The sequence below is a fragment of the Bradyrhizobium sp. Mp19 genome (assembly GCF_029952935.1).
Taxonomy (GTDB): domain Bacteria; phylum Pseudomonadota; class Alphaproteobacteria; order Rhizobiales; family Xanthobacteraceae; genus Bradyrhizobium; species Bradyrhizobium elkanii.
Map to the genome: position 1 here is coordinate 12,701 of NZ_JASAUT010000057.1, position 15,676 is coordinate 28,376.

The 15,676-nt window shown below is 65.6% G+C and carries 18 protein-coding genes; 11 read left to right on the forward strand and 7 right to left on the reverse strand.

Going from position 1 to position 15,676, the window contains the following annotated elements; genetic code table 11:
• Positions 1-89: 89 nt before the first annotated feature.
• On the reverse strand, positions 90-1,274 hold the full coding sequence (locus QJT82_RS36955; protein ID WP_028343516.1) for an acyl-CoA dehydrogenase family protein: 1,185 nt from the start codon (positions 1,272-1,274) through the stop codon (positions 90-92).
• Between the two features lie 170 nt (positions 1,275-1,444).
• On the opposite strand from QJT82_RS36955, the gene QJT82_RS36960 reads away from it, so the two are divergent.
• Together QJT82_RS36960 and QJT82_RS36965 are read left to right on the forward strand one after the other, a co-directional pair.
• A complete protein-coding gene (locus tag QJT82_RS36960) occupies positions 1,445-1,990 on the forward strand; it encodes a carboxymuconolactone decarboxylase family protein (protein ID WP_028343517.1) in 546 nt (181 codons plus the stop codon).
• A 134-nt stretch (positions 1,991-2,124) separates the two neighbouring features.
• The gene (locus QJT82_RS36965) at positions 2,125-2,619 is read left to right on the forward strand and encodes a VOC family protein (protein ID WP_028343518.1); all 495 of its coding nucleotides are present in this window, start codon (positions 2,125-2,127) and stop codon (positions 2,617-2,619) included.
• 379 nt (positions 2,620-2,998) lie between these two features.
• On the opposite strand, the gene QJT82_RS36970 is transcribed toward QJT82_RS36965, so the two are convergent.
• Both QJT82_RS36970 and QJT82_RS36975 read right to left on the reverse strand, forming a co-directional pair.
• Positions 2,999-3,502 carry a DUF2938 domain-containing protein gene (locus QJT82_RS36970; RefSeq protein WP_028343519.1) on the reverse strand — a complete coding sequence of 168 codons (504 nt, stop codon included), beginning with the start codon at positions 3,500-3,502 and terminating at the stop codon, positions 2,999-3,001.
• A complete protein-coding gene (locus tag QJT82_RS36975; RefSeq protein ID WP_028343520.1) occupies positions 3,495-4,358 on the reverse strand; it encodes a class I SAM-dependent methyltransferase in 864 nt (287 codons plus the stop codon). Before QJT82_RS36975 ends, QJT82_RS36970 begins: the two co-directional genes overlap by 8 nt.
• Before the next feature lie 82 nt (positions 4,359-4,440).
• Between QJT82_RS36975 and QJT82_RS36980 the strand changes: the two genes are divergently transcribed.
• A complete protein-coding gene (locus QJT82_RS36980; RefSeq protein WP_028343521.1) occupies positions 4,441-4,878 on the forward strand; it encodes a helix-turn-helix domain-containing protein in 438 nt (145 codons plus the stop codon).
• A 272-nt stretch (positions 4,879-5,150) separates the two neighbouring features.
• Here the strand turns inward: QJT82_RS36980 and QJT82_RS36985 are convergent, their stop codons facing one another.
• From QJT82_RS36985 to QJT82_RS36995, 3 genes are all read right to left on the reverse strand, one after another.
• A complete protein-coding gene (locus tag QJT82_RS36985; RefSeq protein ID WP_028343522.1) occupies positions 5,151-6,365 on the reverse strand; it encodes an MFS transporter in 1,215 nt (404 codons plus the stop codon).
• 171 nt (positions 6,366-6,536) lie between these two features.
• Positions 6,537-7,781, reverse strand: coding sequence for an MFS transporter (locus QJT82_RS36990; RefSeq protein ID WP_028343523.1), 1,245 nt, complete (start codon positions 7,779-7,781; stop codon positions 6,537-6,539).
• 308 nt (positions 7,782-8,089) lie between these two features.
• A complete protein-coding gene (locus QJT82_RS36995) occupies positions 8,090-8,581 on the reverse strand; it encodes a type II toxin-antitoxin system HicB family antitoxin (protein WP_028343524.1) in 492 nt (163 codons plus the stop codon).
• A gap of 86 nt (positions 8,582-8,667) precedes the next feature.
• Here QJT82_RS36995 and QJT82_RS37000 point away from each other — a divergent pair, with 86 nt between their 5' ends.
• Positions 8,668-9,540, forward strand: a complete 873-nt coding sequence (locus QJT82_RS37000) for a methyltransferase domain-containing protein (RefSeq protein WP_028343525.1) — start codon at positions 8,668-8,670, stop codon at positions 9,538-9,540.
• A gap of 6 nt (positions 9,541-9,546) precedes the next feature.
• Here the strand turns inward: QJT82_RS37000 and QJT82_RS37005 are convergent, their stop codons facing one another.
• Positions 9,547-10,221: a DUF938 domain-containing protein gene (locus QJT82_RS37005; protein WP_028343526.1), complete on the reverse strand. Its 675-nt coding sequence runs from the start codon at positions 10,219-10,221 to the stop codon at positions 9,547-9,549.
• A 402-nt stretch (positions 10,222-10,623) separates the two neighbouring features.
• On the opposite strand from QJT82_RS37005, the gene soxX reads away from it, so the two are divergent.
• The 7 genes from soxX to QJT82_RS37040 all read left to right on the forward strand — a co-directional run bounded on the left by soxX (position 10,624) and on the right by QJT82_RS37040 (position 15,446).
• Complete coding sequence (gene soxX, locus QJT82_RS37010) at positions 10,624-10,914, forward strand: sulfur oxidation c-type cytochrome SoxX (RefSeq protein ID WP_051448082.1); 291 nt, start codon at positions 10,624-10,626, stop codon at positions 10,912-10,914.
• A gap of 32 nt (positions 10,915-10,946) precedes the next feature.
• Positions 10,947-11,441, forward strand: coding sequence for a thiosulfate oxidation carrier protein SoxY (gene soxY, locus QJT82_RS37015; RefSeq protein WP_028343528.1), 495 nt, complete (start codon positions 10,947-10,949; stop codon positions 11,439-11,441).
• Positions 11,442-11,734: 293 nt separating this feature from the next.
• Complete coding sequence (gene soxZ / locus QJT82_RS37020; RefSeq protein WP_016848045.1) at positions 11,735-12,046, forward strand: thiosulfate oxidation carrier complex protein SoxZ; 312 nt, start codon at positions 11,735-11,737, stop codon at positions 12,044-12,046.
• Positions 12,043-12,900, forward strand: coding sequence for a sulfur oxidation c-type cytochrome SoxA (gene soxA, locus QJT82_RS37025; RefSeq protein ID WP_035632784.1), 858 nt, complete (start codon positions 12,043-12,045; stop codon positions 12,898-12,900). Before soxZ ends, soxA begins: the two co-directional genes overlap by 4 nt.
• Entirely contained in the window at positions 12,897-13,211 is a 315-nt protein-coding gene (locus tag QJT82_RS37030; RefSeq protein WP_080686912.1) for a hypothetical protein, read from the forward strand. The genes soxA and QJT82_RS37030 overlap by 4 nt, the downstream gene beginning before the upstream one ends.
• A 34-nt stretch (positions 13,212-13,245) precedes the next feature.
• Positions 13,246-14,994, forward strand: a complete 1,749-nt coding sequence (soxB, locus tag QJT82_RS37035) for a thiosulfohydrolase SoxB (RefSeq protein WP_028343531.1) — start codon at positions 13,246-13,248, stop codon at positions 14,992-14,994.
• A complete protein-coding gene (locus tag QJT82_RS37040; RefSeq protein WP_028343532.1) occupies positions 14,991-15,446 on the forward strand; it encodes a hypothetical protein in 456 nt (151 codons plus the stop codon). The genes soxB and QJT82_RS37040 overlap by 4 nt, the downstream gene beginning before the upstream one ends.
• The last annotated feature ends 230 nt before the right edge of the window (positions 15,447-15,676 follow it).

Below are 15,676 nucleotides of genomic sequence, written 5' to 3' on the forward strand. Positions count from 1 at the left end.
TTCGTCATTCCGGGGCGATGCGCAGCATCGAACCCGGAATCTCGAGGTTCCGGGTTCGCCGCTTCGCGACGCCCCGGAACGACGGCAAGCTAGGCACCCGGTAGGTCGAGGATGCGCTTGGCGACGATGCCGAGCATCACCTCCGAGGTGCCGCCCTCGATCGAATTGGCCTTGGTGCGCAGCCAGGCGCGCGGGCGGGCGCCGCCCCTGGAGCGGTCGCTCTCCCATTCCAGCGCGTCGATGCCGCCGGCCGACATCAGGATCTCGTAGCGGCGCTTGTTGAGCTCGGTGCCGTAATATTTCATCGCCGAGGAGAACGCCGGATGCGATTGCCCGGCCTTGGCGAGATCGACCGCGCGCTCCGCGGCAGCCGCGAGCGCGGCCTCGTCGACCTCGAAGTTCGCGATCTGGCTGCGCAGCTGCGCGTCATCGAGCTTGCCTTGCGCGTCCGCACCGACCGAGTCGGCGGCGATCTGGCCGAGCGGACGGCCGACGCCGCGCTCGCCCATGCCGGAGATCATCGCGCGCTCGTGCTGCAGCAGGTATTTCGCGACATCCCAGCCGCGATTGACGGTGCCGACGACATGCGACTTCGGCACGCGGACATTGTCGAAGAAGGTTTCGCAGAACGGCGAATAGCCCGAGATCAGCAGGATCGGTTTTGTGGACACGCCCTTCGAGGTCATGTCGAAGAGAATAAAACTGATGCCGTCATGCTTCTCGGCCGCCGGATCGGTGCGCACCAGGCAGAAGATCCAGTCGGCGTAGTTGGCATAGGACGTCCAGATCTTCTGGCCGTTGATGATGTAGTCGTCGCCGTCGCCGACCGCGCGGGTCTGCAGCGAGGCGAGGTCGGAGCCGGCGTTCGGCTCGGAATAGCCCTGGCACCAGCGGATCAGGCCCGCGGTGATCTTGGGCAGATGCTCCTTCTTCTGCTCCTCGGTGCCGTATTTCAGCAGCGCCGGTCCGAGCATCGAGATGCCGAACGAGGTCAGCGGCTGACGCGCGCCGATCGCAGCCATCTCCTGGCGCACGATCTTGGCCTCCTCGCCGTCGAGGCCTCCGCCGCCATATTCCTTCGGCCAATGCGGCACGGTCCAGCCCTTGTCGCGCATCCGCTCGAACCAGACGCGCTGCGCTTCGGACGAGAATTTCGTGTTGCGGCCACCCCAGAAGGTGTCGCCATCCGAGGTCATCGGCTTGCGCATCTCCGCCGGGCAGTTCTGCTCCAGCCAGGCGCGGGTCTCCGCGCGGAATTTCTCGAGGTCGGCCATGGTGCGTTTCCAGTCAAAAAATCGTCGAATTGGATTCGACCTTAGACCTACGCAGCCGCCAAATTCAATATGCCTCGCGGCCGCGCCATGCTCTGGCGTCGCTACTCACTGCGCGCGATCGGGTGTATCGCCGAGATGGGGTAACGCTTGAAAAACAAAAGGAAACGGACATGCGGCTGAAGCTGCTTTCGCCTAGCGAAATGAACGCCGCCCAGAAAGAAACCTACGACGAGTCGATTGCCGGCAAGCGCGGGGCGCCACCCGCGCCGATGATGGCCTGGCTGAACAGCCCGGAGATGGCACGGCATGCCACGCGGCTCGGCGAGGTGCTGCGCTTCGACACGATCTTTCCCCCAAAACTGTCGGAGATCGCGATCCTCGTCACCGCGCGGCACTGGACCGCGCATTACGAATGGTATGCCCACAAGCGCCTGGCGCTGAAGGGCGGCCTCGACCCGAAGATCATCGAGGACATTCGCGTACGCCGGACGCCGAGCTTCGACGATCCCAAGGCCAGGGTGATCTACGACGTCGCCAAGGCGCTGCACGAAGGTCACGGCCTGCCGAAGGCACTGTATGACGAGGCGGTCGAGGTGCTGAGCCAACGCGGCCTGGTCGAGGTGATCGGCCTCTGCGGCTACTACACCATGGTGTCGATGACGCTGAACACGTTCGAGTTCCAGCTGCCCGGCGGCGAGCTGTCGGAGCTCTGCTAGGCCCGGCGACCGTGGCGCCTTTCGGAAACCTTGCGTTTCCGGATCGATCGCTCCGGCGTCGGCAAATCCAGACTATATCAGGGGGCGAACCTCGCCCCTGATGGCAGGGGCATTGACGTCAACGGAGTCCGCTCATGCCAGAGAATCCCCCCATCATCGCCGGCACGCGGATCGGGCATGTCCACCTCAAGGTGGCCGATCTCGAGCGCGCGCTCGGCTTCTATTGCGGCGTGCTCGGCTTCGAGCTGCAGCAGCGGCTGGGCGCGGACGCGGCCTTCATCTCGGCCGGCGGCTATCACCACCACATCGGCCTCAACACCTGGGAAAGCAAGGGCGGCCATCCGCCGCCGCCGGGCACCACCGGCCTGTTCCACACCGCCATCCTCTATCCGACCCGCCCGGCGCTCGCCGATGCGCTGCACCGGGTGCTGTCGGCCGGCATCCAGCTCGACGGCGCCAGCGACCACGGCGTCAGCCAGGCGCTGTATTTGCGCGATCCCGACGAGAACGGCGTCGAGCTCTATTGGGATCGCCCCGAGGCCGAATGGCCGCGCAGCGCGGACGGCAAGCTCGCGATGTTCACGCGACGGCTGGACGTTGAGGATCTGCTGAAGCAGCGGGCGGCATAATTCCGTAACTCGGAAGAAGCTTGTAGCCCGGATGAAGCGCAGCGAAATCCGGGTTCGCTCCATGAGGTGATACTGTTCCCGGATTACGCTTCGCTTCATCCGGGCTACGGGTTCTACAGGTCTTCATTCCCCTTCCCCCTGAAAGGGGGAAGGTCGGGATGGGGGTTAGCCGCGGGCTCTGCTGCAAATGGAGAGAGCAGATCCCCACCCGCTTTGCTCTGCGAGCAAAGCGACCTCCCCTTTTCAAGGGGAGGTGAAGAGGTAGCCCGGATGGCGCCAACGGGTCGCGCGAACGCGCGCCCGATGACAGGCTCCGCGAAATTCCGCGAAACCTGCGTATGTGGAGACGGTCCCCGGATTGCGCTTCGCTTCATCCGGGCTACGGGTTCAGGAACGGGTGCACGAGCCAACCAGCCGCGTAGAGCCCAAAGCCGAACACGGTATGCGTCACGAGGCTCTGCAGCCGCGCCGCCCATGGCCGTGGCGTGCGGTTCGCGGCGATGCCGGCGCCCATCGCGGGCTGCATCACCAGGAACGGCGCGGCCACGCTGCCGATCCCGACCATCAGGGCCGGAGCGATGGTGGGCTGCCGCAGCCAATCGAGGCCGAACATCGCAAGCAGCACGCCGGCAAAGCCGATCCCGATCAGATAATGCGCGGCCCATCCGATCACCCCTTCGCCCGCGACCTGCGGTGACGCGGCGATGCGGTCGTGGCGCAGGCGAGCGGATACGAGATGGCCGAGCCAGCGGCCGACCAGGGCATACTCCAGCGACGGGATGCCAAGCAGGCGCTTTCGAACCATCCCCCAGATGTCCATCACGACGGTCGCACCGGTCCCGATCAGCACCGCGCTCGCCACAAATTCCTCCGCTTCAACCATGCGCGGCCTCCGTCGGCGCTCGTGCCGCGACCATCCAGCACGCAGCAGTGAAGCGAATCTCGGTCCCATGGATGTAGCGATCGAACGCGCCGCGCACGGTCTCGATCACATGCGTTCGGCGCGGTTCCTCCATCGCCTGCAGCATCGTCCCGACCGGGCCGAGCCAACTCACATAGCGGGTCAGCTCCGATGCCGGAAAGCTGAGGGCGACATCGACCGGATCGATCGCGATCGCCTCCCAGCCGCTATCATCCAGGATAGCTTCGACCCGCTTCCGGTCGGCGAAGCCGAATTGCCCCGGCGCATCGGGACGCCGCGCCGGAAGATCCGGCAGCAGCGTCTTCGCCGCCTGTTCCGCCGTCGTCATGAACGGGTTCTCGGCGGCGCCACGCCACGCGATGAAGCGGAGCGCAGCACCCGGCCGGGCCGCGCGGCGCAGATTGACGAAAGCCTGCACCGGATCGGCAAAGAACATCACGCCGAGGCGCGAGACGATCATGTCGAAACTCGCTGGCGCGAACGGACAGGACTGCGCGTCGGCGCAGATGAAGCTGACCGGCCGCTCTTCCCGCTCCGCGCGGGCGCGCGCCGCCGCGATCATCGGCCCGGAGATATCGATGCCGGTGCAATGCCCCCGCCGGCCCAGCACGCCGGCAGCAGCGAAGGTCGTGGCGCCCGTGCCGCAACCGATATCGAGCACGCGGCTGGCCGCGGCATCGGACACTGCTCGGACGAGCAGCTCTTCAAGCGGCTTGAACATCCCTTCGAGCACGTCGCGCGTCTCGACCCAGGCGCGGCCGGCGGCGCCGTTCCAGAGTTTGACCTGCTCGTCGCCAGCTTGCGGTGCGACACCCATGATTCTCGTCCTTGTTGATGCTTGCCTTACGCAAGCGGTAGGCTGGATATTGCCAGTTCAAGTGAACTTGAGGTCAAGGGCCATGCGGGACATCGATATCGCGGAGGTGGCGGAGCTGTCGGGCGTGCGCGCCTCGACTTTGCGCTTCTACGAGGAGAAAGGTCTGATCGCCTCGCATGGCCGGCGCGGGTTGCGCCGCCTGTTCGATCCGGCGGTGCTCGACCGGCTGGCGCTGATCGCGCTCGGGCGCGCCTCCGGCTTCTCGCTCGACGAGATCGCAAGGATGTTCGCGCCCGATGGAAGGCCGCGCATCGACCGGAAAATGCTTTCTGCCAAGGCCGACGAGCTCGACCGCACCATCCGCAGGCTCAACGCGATGCGCGACGGCCTGCGCCACGCCGCCGTCTGCCCGGCTCCGAGCCACATGGAATGCCCGACCTTCCGACGCCTGCTCCGCGTCGCGGCGGCCGGCAAGATCAGCGAGCCGAAGAAGGCGAAGAAGCGGCCCAAGAAGTCGTGACAGAGATCGTAGCCCGGATGAAGCGCAGCGAAATCCGGAATTCCCTCCAAGAGGTGATACTGTTCCCGGATTGCGCTTCGCGTCATCCGGCTACAGGCTACTACAGGTCTTTATTCTCCTTCCCCCTGAAAGGGGGAAGGTCGGGATGGGGGTCAGCCACGGGCTCTGCTGCAAGTGGAGAGAGCAGATCCCCACCCGCTTTGCTCTGCGAGCAAAGCGACCTCCCCTTTTCAAGGGGAGGTGGAAAGGTGGCCCGGATGGAGCCAACGGGGCTACTTCCCTTTCGTCATGATCGTCGCCGCCGCGATCAGCTCGAGGCCAATGCAGCCGTAGAACGGCAGCGAATAGCTGCCCGAGAGATCGCGCAGCAGCCCGATCACGCCGGGGCCGAAGGCGTAGGTGATCTGGTTGATCGCGGTGATCAGGCTGACCAGCACGCCGAATGCACGCGGATCGAATTCGCGCTGCACGATCAGTGCCGGCAGCGTGATCAGATTGCCGACCGAGAAGCCGAACAGCGCGCAGGCGGCGATCTGCGCCACGTCATTGTGCACATTAATGATGACGGCGAGCGCGACCGCCTGGCTGACAAAGGACAGCGCCGATGCCAGCCGCTGGTTGAGCCGGTCGATCACGAAGGAGAACGAGACGCGCCCGACCACGGCCATCGCGGTCAAGAGCGCCATCGCCACCGTCGCGCGCTCGCGGCCGATCACCTGATCGAGATAGGCGATCAGATGCACGATGAAGCCGACCTGGGCGAACAGCACCAGCGCGAAGGCGATCGACACCGAGAGAAAGCGGATGTCGCGCAGCGCCCGCGCGCGCACCTGGGTCGCCGACGGCGCGTCGGCAGCGGCGGCCGTGACCGCGTGCAGATGCGCCGGCGGCCGCCCGACAAAGATCAGGATGACAGGCACCATCACCACGATCAGCAGCATCGCGGCCGCGATCATCGCACCGGAGAAGCCGAAAGCGCCGATCCCCGCCACCAGCAGCGGCACGCCGACGATGCCGCCGAAGCTCGCGCCGTTCAGCGCCAGGCTGATCGCCATGCCGCGCTTCTTGTCGAACCACAGGCCGAGCGTGTTGGTGATGATGCCGAGGCTGGTGCCGGCCCAGCCGAACGCCAGCAGCGCATCGGCGAGATAGAGCTGCCAGGGCTCGCGCACCTCGCCGATCGCAACCGCCGCGATCGCCATCGCGAAGGTGCCGGCGATCAGGCAGCTGCGCGCGCCGAACGCCTTGATCGCCTCGCTGACGAAGGCAACCAGCGCCGCGCCGAACAGGTAGAAGAAGGTCGTGCCCGAAGAGATCAGCGACGCCGGCCAGCCGTGCAGCCGCTGCAGCTCGGCGACATAGACGCTCTGGCCGTAGAAGCCCAGTCCCCAGCCGAAGGTCGCAAGCAGGAAGCAGACGACGACGATGCGCCAGCCCTCATAACCAAGCGAGGATTCGTCTGATAGCGTGGGTGAGGATGCGTCCATTTCTTGCTCTTGCTTCCGACATCGTCATGACCGGTTTTATCCGTTCTCACGATGTAAGGAGCCGTGCAAGCCGGTCACTTCGAAACGGATCGAAGTGTCAGCAATTGGCAGCAGGAGACCCTTTTGGGCATGATCTTGCGGAAAACCGCGCCACACTTTTCCGGATCATGCCTAGATGCTGGGATCCGGGATTTCTTCCACCGCGCGCAATTTCGTGCGTCGCCTGGCGAATGAAGCGAACGAGAGCACGGCAAGGCCGAGCAGCACAGGCGGGAACACCACCCAGTTGACGGCATTCCAGCCGTAATGCGCGAGCAGTTGGCCCGACGAGAACGAGCCGATCGCCATCATGCCGAACACGAGGAAATCGTTGAACGCCTGCACCTTGTTGCGTTCCTGCGGCCGGTGCGTTTCCAGCACCAGCGCGGAAGCGCCAACAAAGGCGAAATTCCAGCCGATCCCGAGCACGAACAGCGTCGCCCAGAAGTGCGGCGCAGTGACGCCTGACAATCCGATCATCGCGGCCACCGCCTCGAGCACCAGCCCGAGCGCGACGATAACGGGCGCGCCGAACCGCGCGATCAGCGAGCCCGTGAAGAAGCTCGGGCCGTACATCGCAACGATGTGCCACTGAATGCCGAAGTTGGAATCGCTGACCGACAGCCCGCACATCTTCATGGCGAGCGGCGCCGAGGTCATCACCAAATTCATCATCGGATAGGCGATCACGCCGCACAGCGCCGCGGCAATGAAGCGGGGCTGCTTTGCGATCTCGAGCAGCGGGCGGCCGCCATGCAGGTCCGCAGCCGCAGGCTTCGGCGCGTCGACGCCCGACAGCACCGCCATCGCCACCAGCGCGACCAGCGCCTGCATCACGAAGGAGAACGCGAACAGATAGGGCGGCCAGATGTCCATGGTCCACTGCACGAGCTGCGGCCCGAGCACGCCGGCGAACACGCCGCCGGCCATCACCCAGGACACCGCCTTGGGCCGGAACGCGACGCTGGCGCCATCGGCGGCGGCAAAGCGGTAGGACTGCGCGACGGCGCCGTAGAGCCCGCCGAGGAAGGTCGCGCCGCAGAACAGCCAGAACGATGAGTGCAGGATCGCCCAGGCGCCGAGCGCGCCGGTGAGCGTGCCGCAGAAGGTGCCGATGATGAAGGCGACGCGCCTGCCATAGGCGCGCGAGATCGCGCCGGTCGGCAGCGTGCCGGCGGCAAGCCCGAGCACATACATCGAGAGCGGCACCGTCGCGAGCGAGACGTCGGGTGCCAGCGTCGCGCCGACGATCGAGCCGGTGGCGAAGATCACCGCCGAATTGGCGCCGGTCAGCGCCTGCGCCGCCGCAAGCCGCCACACATTGCTGCGCGCCTGCGCGTCGTCGGCCGCCTCATCGGATGCTGTCACGTCGATCATCGGTAGTCCCGCCTCGAAGCCCCGGCGGGAGCCCCCAATCGCCGGCACTATGGAGAGCGGGTCGAGGCCGATCAACCGGCGCAAACGGACCGAGGCCATGCAGGAGGCGCACACGACATCGCTTGCTCTCACAGAGTGACGTCACAGCAGCCCGGCACTTCTATCAGTACCGTCATCCTGAGGAGCGCGTAGCGCGTCTCGAAGGATGCACGGCCAACAGCCGGGCCATCGACCCTTCGAGACGGCCGCGTTGCGGCCTCCTCAGGGTGACGGTGATAGAGTTGAACAATGGCGTGACGACGGACTTTCTACCGCGCTGGCTTCTTGCCAGGCCGCTTCTCGGCGCGCAGCGCGCCGGTCTTGTGGACCTTGGAGCGCGGCCCGACGAGGTGCGGCTTGTGAACGTGCCATTCAAGCGCGAGCGTCGCAGCGAAACCGAAAAAGCTCGAACGGCTCATGCCGAGTCCGGCGGCATGCTTGTCGATCCGTGTGATCAGGCTCTTCGGCAAATAGACGTTGACGCGCTCGGACGGGTCGGGCGGATCGACGCCGATCATGAAGAAGGCCGCGACGTCCGAGCCCTTCGGCGCCACGATGCGCTCGATCGGGGTCGGCTCCGGCAATGGCTTGCCCTGCTCGACCCAGCCGTCGACGGTCTGCGCCAGCGTTTGCTCGGCGCGCTCGATCGCGTCTTCCTGCGATCGCCCCGCGGCGACGCAGCCGGGAAAATCCGGGAACCATGCCCCGAACGCGCCGCGCGGCCCGCGCTCCAGCACGGCCGGATAAAGCCGCCTCTTCATTCTGGCCTCCGTCGTCGGAGTATGCTATTTCACACACATCGGTGTGTCAAATCACACAACAGGCGACATCGTGGGAGACCGCGGCAATGGACCCGCAAGCCGAACTCCGCGTCATCCGCGCGGCCTATGCCAAGCAGATCCTGGCCGCCGCCAACACCATCAATCCGCGGCTGACGGAGGCCTTCGCCGCCATTCCCCGCGAGGACTTCGTCGGCCCGGGACCATGGATGATGCTGCGATGGTGGAGCCGCGACTATGCGCCGACGCCCGATGCCGACCCGGTCTATCTGTACACCAACGATCTCGTCGCCTTGCGCCCCGAGCGGCGTCTCAACAACGGCCAGCCGTCGCTCCACGCCCATCTCATGCACCAGGCCGCGGCCGCCACCGGCGAGCACGTGGTGCATATCGGCACGGGCACAGGGTACTACACCGCGATCCTCGCGCATCTGGTCGGACCGTCCGGCCGCGTGACCGGCATCGAATACGATCCGGACCTTGCGGCGGACGCGCGCGCCAATCTCGCCGCTTACGCAAATGTCGAGATCATCCAGGGCGACGGCACGATTGCGCCGTTCGAGTCCGCCGACGTGATCTATGTCAACGCCGGCTGCACCCGGCCTGCCGCGCGATGGCTCGACGGGCTCGCCGCCGGCGGCCGCCTGATCCTGCCGCTGACGTCGGACGAGGGATTCAAGGGTGGCGCGCCGGAGCAGGTGGCGCGCTCCGGCGCCGTGTTCCGGATCCGGCGCGAGGGCGCAGAGTATCAAGCGGACTGGATATCGCCGGTCGCGATCATTCCCTGCGACGGCGGCCGGGACGAGACGTCCGAAAAAACGCTCGCCGAAGCCTTCGCCCGCGGCGGCTGGCAGAACGTGACCCGGCTCTACCGCGACGCCGGGATCCCCGACGAACGTTGCTGGCTGCGTGGGCCAGGCTGGTGCCTGGCTTACGATTGAGCGCGGCTACTTGCGGGCAAAAACCAGAATCATGTTGTTGGCCGGCATTTCGAAGCTGCCGGCGAGCTTGAGCCCGACGCTTCCCGCAAGCGTCTCGAGATCGGCGATGTCGCGCACGCCCCACTCGGCGTCGCGCTCGCGCAACGACGTGTCGAACACGGCATTGCTGAGCGCGGTGTGCTTGCCGCCGCGCTTGAACGGGCCGTAGAGCAACAGCCGGCCGTCGGCGCGCAGGTGCCGCGCGGCGCCGGCGAACAGGCCCTCGGCGACGCGCCACGGCGCGATGTGGATCACATTGGCGCAGAAGATCGCGAGCAGTTTGTCCGGACCTTTGCCGTCCGTCGGCGCCGGCGACCAGGCGGGATCGGACAGATCGATCGGCTGCGGCGGCCGGATGTTGGCAAGGCCGGCATGCGCGCGCCAGGCCTCGATGCTGCGCAGGTGCGCCGCATGGAGGTCGCTCGGCCACCAGGTGATGTCGGGCGTTTGACCGGCGAAATAGACGACATGCTGGCCGGTGCCGCTGCCGACTTCCAGCACGTCGCCGGATTGGCCGGCGAGGTAGTCTTTCAGGACGATCCAGATCGGCTGATGGTTGCGATGGAACGCCGGCGCATCGAGCCGCCCGTCCGCCTCGACCGGTTGGCCGTCCTTGCCGAACTCCGCCACGAATTCCGCCACCGCGCTTCTCCTTACCGCTTCTAGATCAGGCCGCTCCATCAGCAAAACCGGAACCGGGATGCCGACACTGCTGATCCGTCATCCTGAGGTGCGAGCTCTTGCGAGCCTCGAAGGATGAATCGGCCGCGGTCGGGCCGTCGACCCTTCGAGGCTCGCTCCGCTCGCACCTCCAGCGACAACGGCAAGCCGTTGCGCGGGGGTGACGGGTCTAATCTCGTCTATGTCGCCCCTGACATTAACCCCATCACAACACTCCTATTCTCCGTGTTGCCAGCCGATGGCCTTTGTGCTTTCCACTCTTTATATTGCGATGGGATCATCGAGATTGAAGCCCGGGAAACGTCCTTGATCGCCACTTTCTCCAAGTCAGCCTTCGTCCTGGCGCTGCTGGCAGGCACCGCCATGGCCGCGCCCGCGCAGGCCCAATCCGCCGCCGAGGGACAAAAGCTCGCCTTCGACCGCGGCAAGGGCAATTGCCTGACCTGCCACGTCATCAAGGGCGGCGACCTGCCCGGCACGATCGGCCCCGAGCTGAGCGGCCTGAAGGCCAAATACAGCCGTGACGAGCTGATCGCGATCGTGACCGACGAGACCAAGCGCAATCCACAGACGGTGATGCCGCCGTTCGGCCGAAACCGGATTTTGAGCGAGAAGGAAATCGACGCGGTGGTGGACTTCCTGCAGACGCTGTGACGCCGCAACCGTCGCTTGAGGAGATTTTTTTGATGAACATCACGACCAGCGAATTTTCTAGAGCGCGCCGGATGGTGCTGAAGGGCGCGGGCGTCGCCGCGCTGATCGGCCTCGGCGTCATTCCGTTCGACGTGCCGCAGGCGCTCGCCGCCGCCAACGACAAATATCCCGAAGACGCATTCAAGCAGAAGACCGAGGCCGACGCGATCAAGGCGCTCTATGGCAAGACCGCCGAGCCGACGGACAAGGTCAAGATGGACGCGCCGGAGATCGCCGAGAACGGCGCGGTGGTGCCGATCTCCGCGACCACGACGCTGGCCGATGTCACCTCGATCTCGTTTCTGGTGAGCGAGAACCCGATTTCGCTGGTGGCGTCGTACAAGATTCCGGCGGGCACGCTGCCGACCGTCGCCAACCGCATCAAGATGGCGAAGACCAGCAACGTCACCGTGATCGTCGAGGCCGGCGGCAAGCTCTACAGCGCCAAGAAGGAAATCAAGGTCACCGTCGGCGGCTGCGGCGGCTAGTGCATATATGAGCGTCGATCGAACCCGCGAACTCGCTGTGCCCCCTCTCCCGCTTGCGGGGTCCGAGGCGAGCGAAGCTCGCTCTCGAGGTTGGGGTGGGGGTATCGCCACGATGGACATTCTTCGTTTGGAGAGAGCCCCCACCCGGATCGCATCTAGCGATGCGACGCTGCCGAAGCCTTGCTTCGGCGTTCTTCAGAGACGGCCGCTGAAGGCGGCCTATGCTCCCCCGCAAGCGGGAGAGGTGAAGCGAGCCCGTCGATGGGCCGTCGCGACAACAGAGGACTAAACCGATGGCATCGAGCATTCGCGTGCGCGCCACGTCAAACGGCGACACCACCGAGGTGCAGGCGCTGATCCAGCACCCGATGGATTCCGGCTTCGTCAAGGACGCCAAGGGCGAGATCATTCCGCCGCATTTCATCCAGCAGCTCACCTTCGAGTATGACGGCAAGCCGGTGTTCGTCGCCGACTGGGGCGGCGGCGTCTCGAAGGACCCCTATGTCAAGTTCGCCTTCAAGGGCGGCAAGAAGGGCGACGATCTGAAGGTCAGTTGGGTCGACAACAAAGGCGCGACCGACACCACCACGGCGAAGATTCAATGACGCGGCGCCTCGCAATCCGCGCAACAATTGCCACGTTCGCGCTCGGCGTGCTGGCGTGCGCACCAGCGCACGCGGCCGACAGCGTCGATCCCGCCGCCGACAAGGCCGCGTTCCAGAAATTCTTCACCAGCAAATTCCCCAAGCTGAAGCTCGAGGATTTCGTCAACGGTCCCTATTCGATGAATGAGGACCTACACAGACAGTGGGAGGAGAAGGAGCAGTTTCCGCCCTACGAGTTCTCGCTCGAAGCCGGCAAGGAAATGTTCGCAACGCCGTTCAAGAACGGCAAGACCTACGCCGACTGCTTCCCGAACAAGGGCATCGGCATCCGCCAGAACTATCCTTACTTCGACGAGAAGGAAGGCAAGGTCGTCACGCTCGAGCTCGCGCTCAACCGCTGCCGCGAAGCCAATGGCGAGGCGCCGTTCTCCTATGTGAAGGACGACATGGCGGCGCTCACCGCCTACATGGCCTTCACCTCGCGCGGCAAGCCGATGGATATCAAGATCCCGAACGATCCACGCGCGCTCGATGCCTATCAGAAGGGCAAGGAATATTTCTACACCCGCCGCGGCCAGCTCAATTTCTCCTGCGCCACCTGCCACATCCAGAGCCCGGGCGAGCGGATCCGCGCCGAGGTGCTGGCGCCGGCGCTCGGCATCCTGAACGCGATGCCGATCTACCGCTCGGAATGGAGCGGCATGGGTACGACCAGCCGCCGCTTCACCACCTGCAACAGCCAGATCCGCGGCGTGCCGCTCAATCCGCAGGACGACGAGTACCGCAACCTCGAATATTATTTGTCCTATGTCAGCAACGGGCTGCCGATTTCGGGGCCGGGAGCACGGCCATGAGCGCGGCCATCAAAGCTGTCCTCGCAGCATCGGCCCTGCTGATCGCGACCGCGACCGGCGCCCTCGCCGCCTCCGAGGCCGACTACAAGGCGGCCTACGCCGCGGCCGAAGCCGCCAACAAGGAAGCCGGCAGCCTGCGCAACCAGTGGACCACCACCGCCTCGACATTATCTGCCGCAAAAAAGGCCGGTGAGGCTGGTGATTTCGACACCGCAGTCGCCAAGGCCACGGAGGCCGAGGCACTGGCAAAGGCCTCGATCTTCCAGGCCACCAGCGAAAAGGAACGCTGGAAGGACATGGAAGTTCGTTAAAAGCGCGCAGGCCAGGGGCCGCGCGGAGAGAATGATGATCATCCGCCGCCGGGAATTCCTGAAAGCTGCGGCCGCCGCAACGCTGACGGCCGGCCTGCCGCGCCTTGCGCGCAGCGCCGACACCGCCAGCGTCTACGACCTCGAACGGTTCGGCAACGCCCGCATCCTGCACATGACCGACACGCATGCGCAGCTGAAGCCGGTGTTCTTCCGCGAGCCCGGCGTCAATCTCGGCGTCGGCGCGATGGCCGGCCAGCCGCCGCACCTCGTCGGCAAGGCGTTCCTCGACCGCTTCGGCATCCGGCCCGACAGCGCCGACGCCTATGCCTTCACCTGCGTCGAGTTCGAGAAGGCCGCCGGCCGGTTCGGACGGCTCGGCGGCTTCGCCCACCTGAAGACGCTGGTCGACAAGCTGCGCGCCGATGTCGGCGAAAAGCGTTCGATCCTGCTCGACGGCGGCGACCTCTGGCAGGGCTCAGGGCTTGCCAACGCCATGAACGGCGCCGACATGGTGGAGGCCGCCAATCTGCTCGGCATCGAGGCGATGACCGGGCACTGGGAATTCACCTATGGCGAGCAGGTGCTGCGCGACAACCTCTCCCGCTTCAAGGGCGAGTTCCTGGCGCAGAACGTGTTCCTGACCGAGGAAGCCGCGTTCAACGACGCCAAGGCGTTCGACCCGGCTTCGGGGCGGGTGTTCAAGCCGTCCTTCATCAAGGAGATCGGCGGCCATCGCGTCGCGATCATCGGCCAGGCCTTCCCCTACGTGCCGATCGCGCATCCGAAGCGCTTCACGCCGGACTGGAAGTTCGGCATCCGCGACGAGGAGCTGCAGAAGCTCGTCGACGGCCATCGCAATAACGATAAGGTCGAGGCGGTGATCCTGCTGTCGCACAACGGCATGGATGTCGACCTCAAGCTCGCCAGCCGCGTCACCGGCATCGACGTCATTCTCGGCGGCCACACCCACGACGCGATCCCGATCCCGATCACGGTGACCAATGCCGGCGGCGTCACGCTGGTGACCAATGCCGGCTCCAACGGCAAGTTCATCGGCGTGCTCGATCTCGATCTCGCCAAGGGCAAGGTCGCCAATGTCCGCTACCGGCTGCTGCCGGTGTTCGCCGAACTGCTCAAGCCCGATCCTGCGATGCAGACGCTGATCGACAAGATGCGCGATCCGCATGTCGACGAATGGAACAGCAAGCTGGCCTCGGCCGACCGGCTGCTCTACCGCCGCGGCAATTTCTCCGGCACCGTCGATCAGTTGATCTGCGATGCGCTGCTGAACGAGCTCAACGCCGAGATCGCGCTGTCGCCGGGCTTCCGCTGGGGCATCACCACGCTCGCCGGCCAGCCGCTGACCATGGAAGACGTGCTGTCGGAAACCGCGATCACCTATCCGGAGACCTACGTCGCCACGATGACCGGCAGCCAGATCAAGGATGTGCTGGAAGACGTCTGCGACAATCTGTTCAACGTCGATCCCTATTATCAGCAGGGCGGCGACATGGTCCGCGTCGGCGGCCTCGCCTACACCTGCACGCCCGGCGAGACCGTCGGCAAGCGCATTTCCGAGCTGAAGCTCGGCAGCGGCAAGCATCTCGAAGCCGGCAAGCACTACAAGGTCGCAGGCTGGGCCTCGGTCAACCAGCAGAGCGGCGCGCCGATCTGGGATGTCGTCGCCAGGCATCTGCGCTCCGGCCGGCCGCCGAACCGCGACGAACCCGGCGTGACGCTGAAAGGCGTCGAGGACAATCCGGGCATCGCGAGGCACGGATGACGCGGCGCACGATCATCGCGGCGCTCGGCCTCGCGGCGATCGCACTGGCGACGCCGCTCGCCCGCGCCCAGCTGGCGCCGTTGCAGGACAAGCCGTTCGCCGAGCACAAGGTCGTGCTGCAGCTCTCCGACAACGATCCGAGGAAGCAAGGCCTCGTCATCAGCGTCGCCAACAATCTGATGAAGCACTACGATCCCGACAAGGTCGCGGTCGAGATCGTCGCCTTCGGCCCGGGCATCGACCTGCTCAAGCCCGACAACCCGAACCGCAAGCTGGTCGAGAGCCTGGTCGCGCAGGGCGCGCGGGTCGACATCTGCCTCAACACCGTCGACACGATCGAGCGCGACAGCGGCAAGCGGCCGGACTACATCGCCGCCGCCACCCCCGTGCAGGTCGGCGTCGCACAGATTTTGCTGCTCACCGAGAACGGATACACGCTGGTCCGTCCGTAACCCTGATCGCCGTCGTCCCCGACGCCACCATCGTACCATCGAAGTGGTGCACCTGATGGAGCTGCAGGAGCAGGGCTCGAGTTACGTGCGGCCGTAGAGCTCGCGTCAGCCCAAACCCATCGAACCCGTCACCCCTGAGGAGCCGCGAAGCGGCGTCTCGAAGGATGCACGGCCCCGATGTCTTCACGAGCGCCGTTCCTTTCCTGGAAGATTCGGGCCGTCCACCCTTC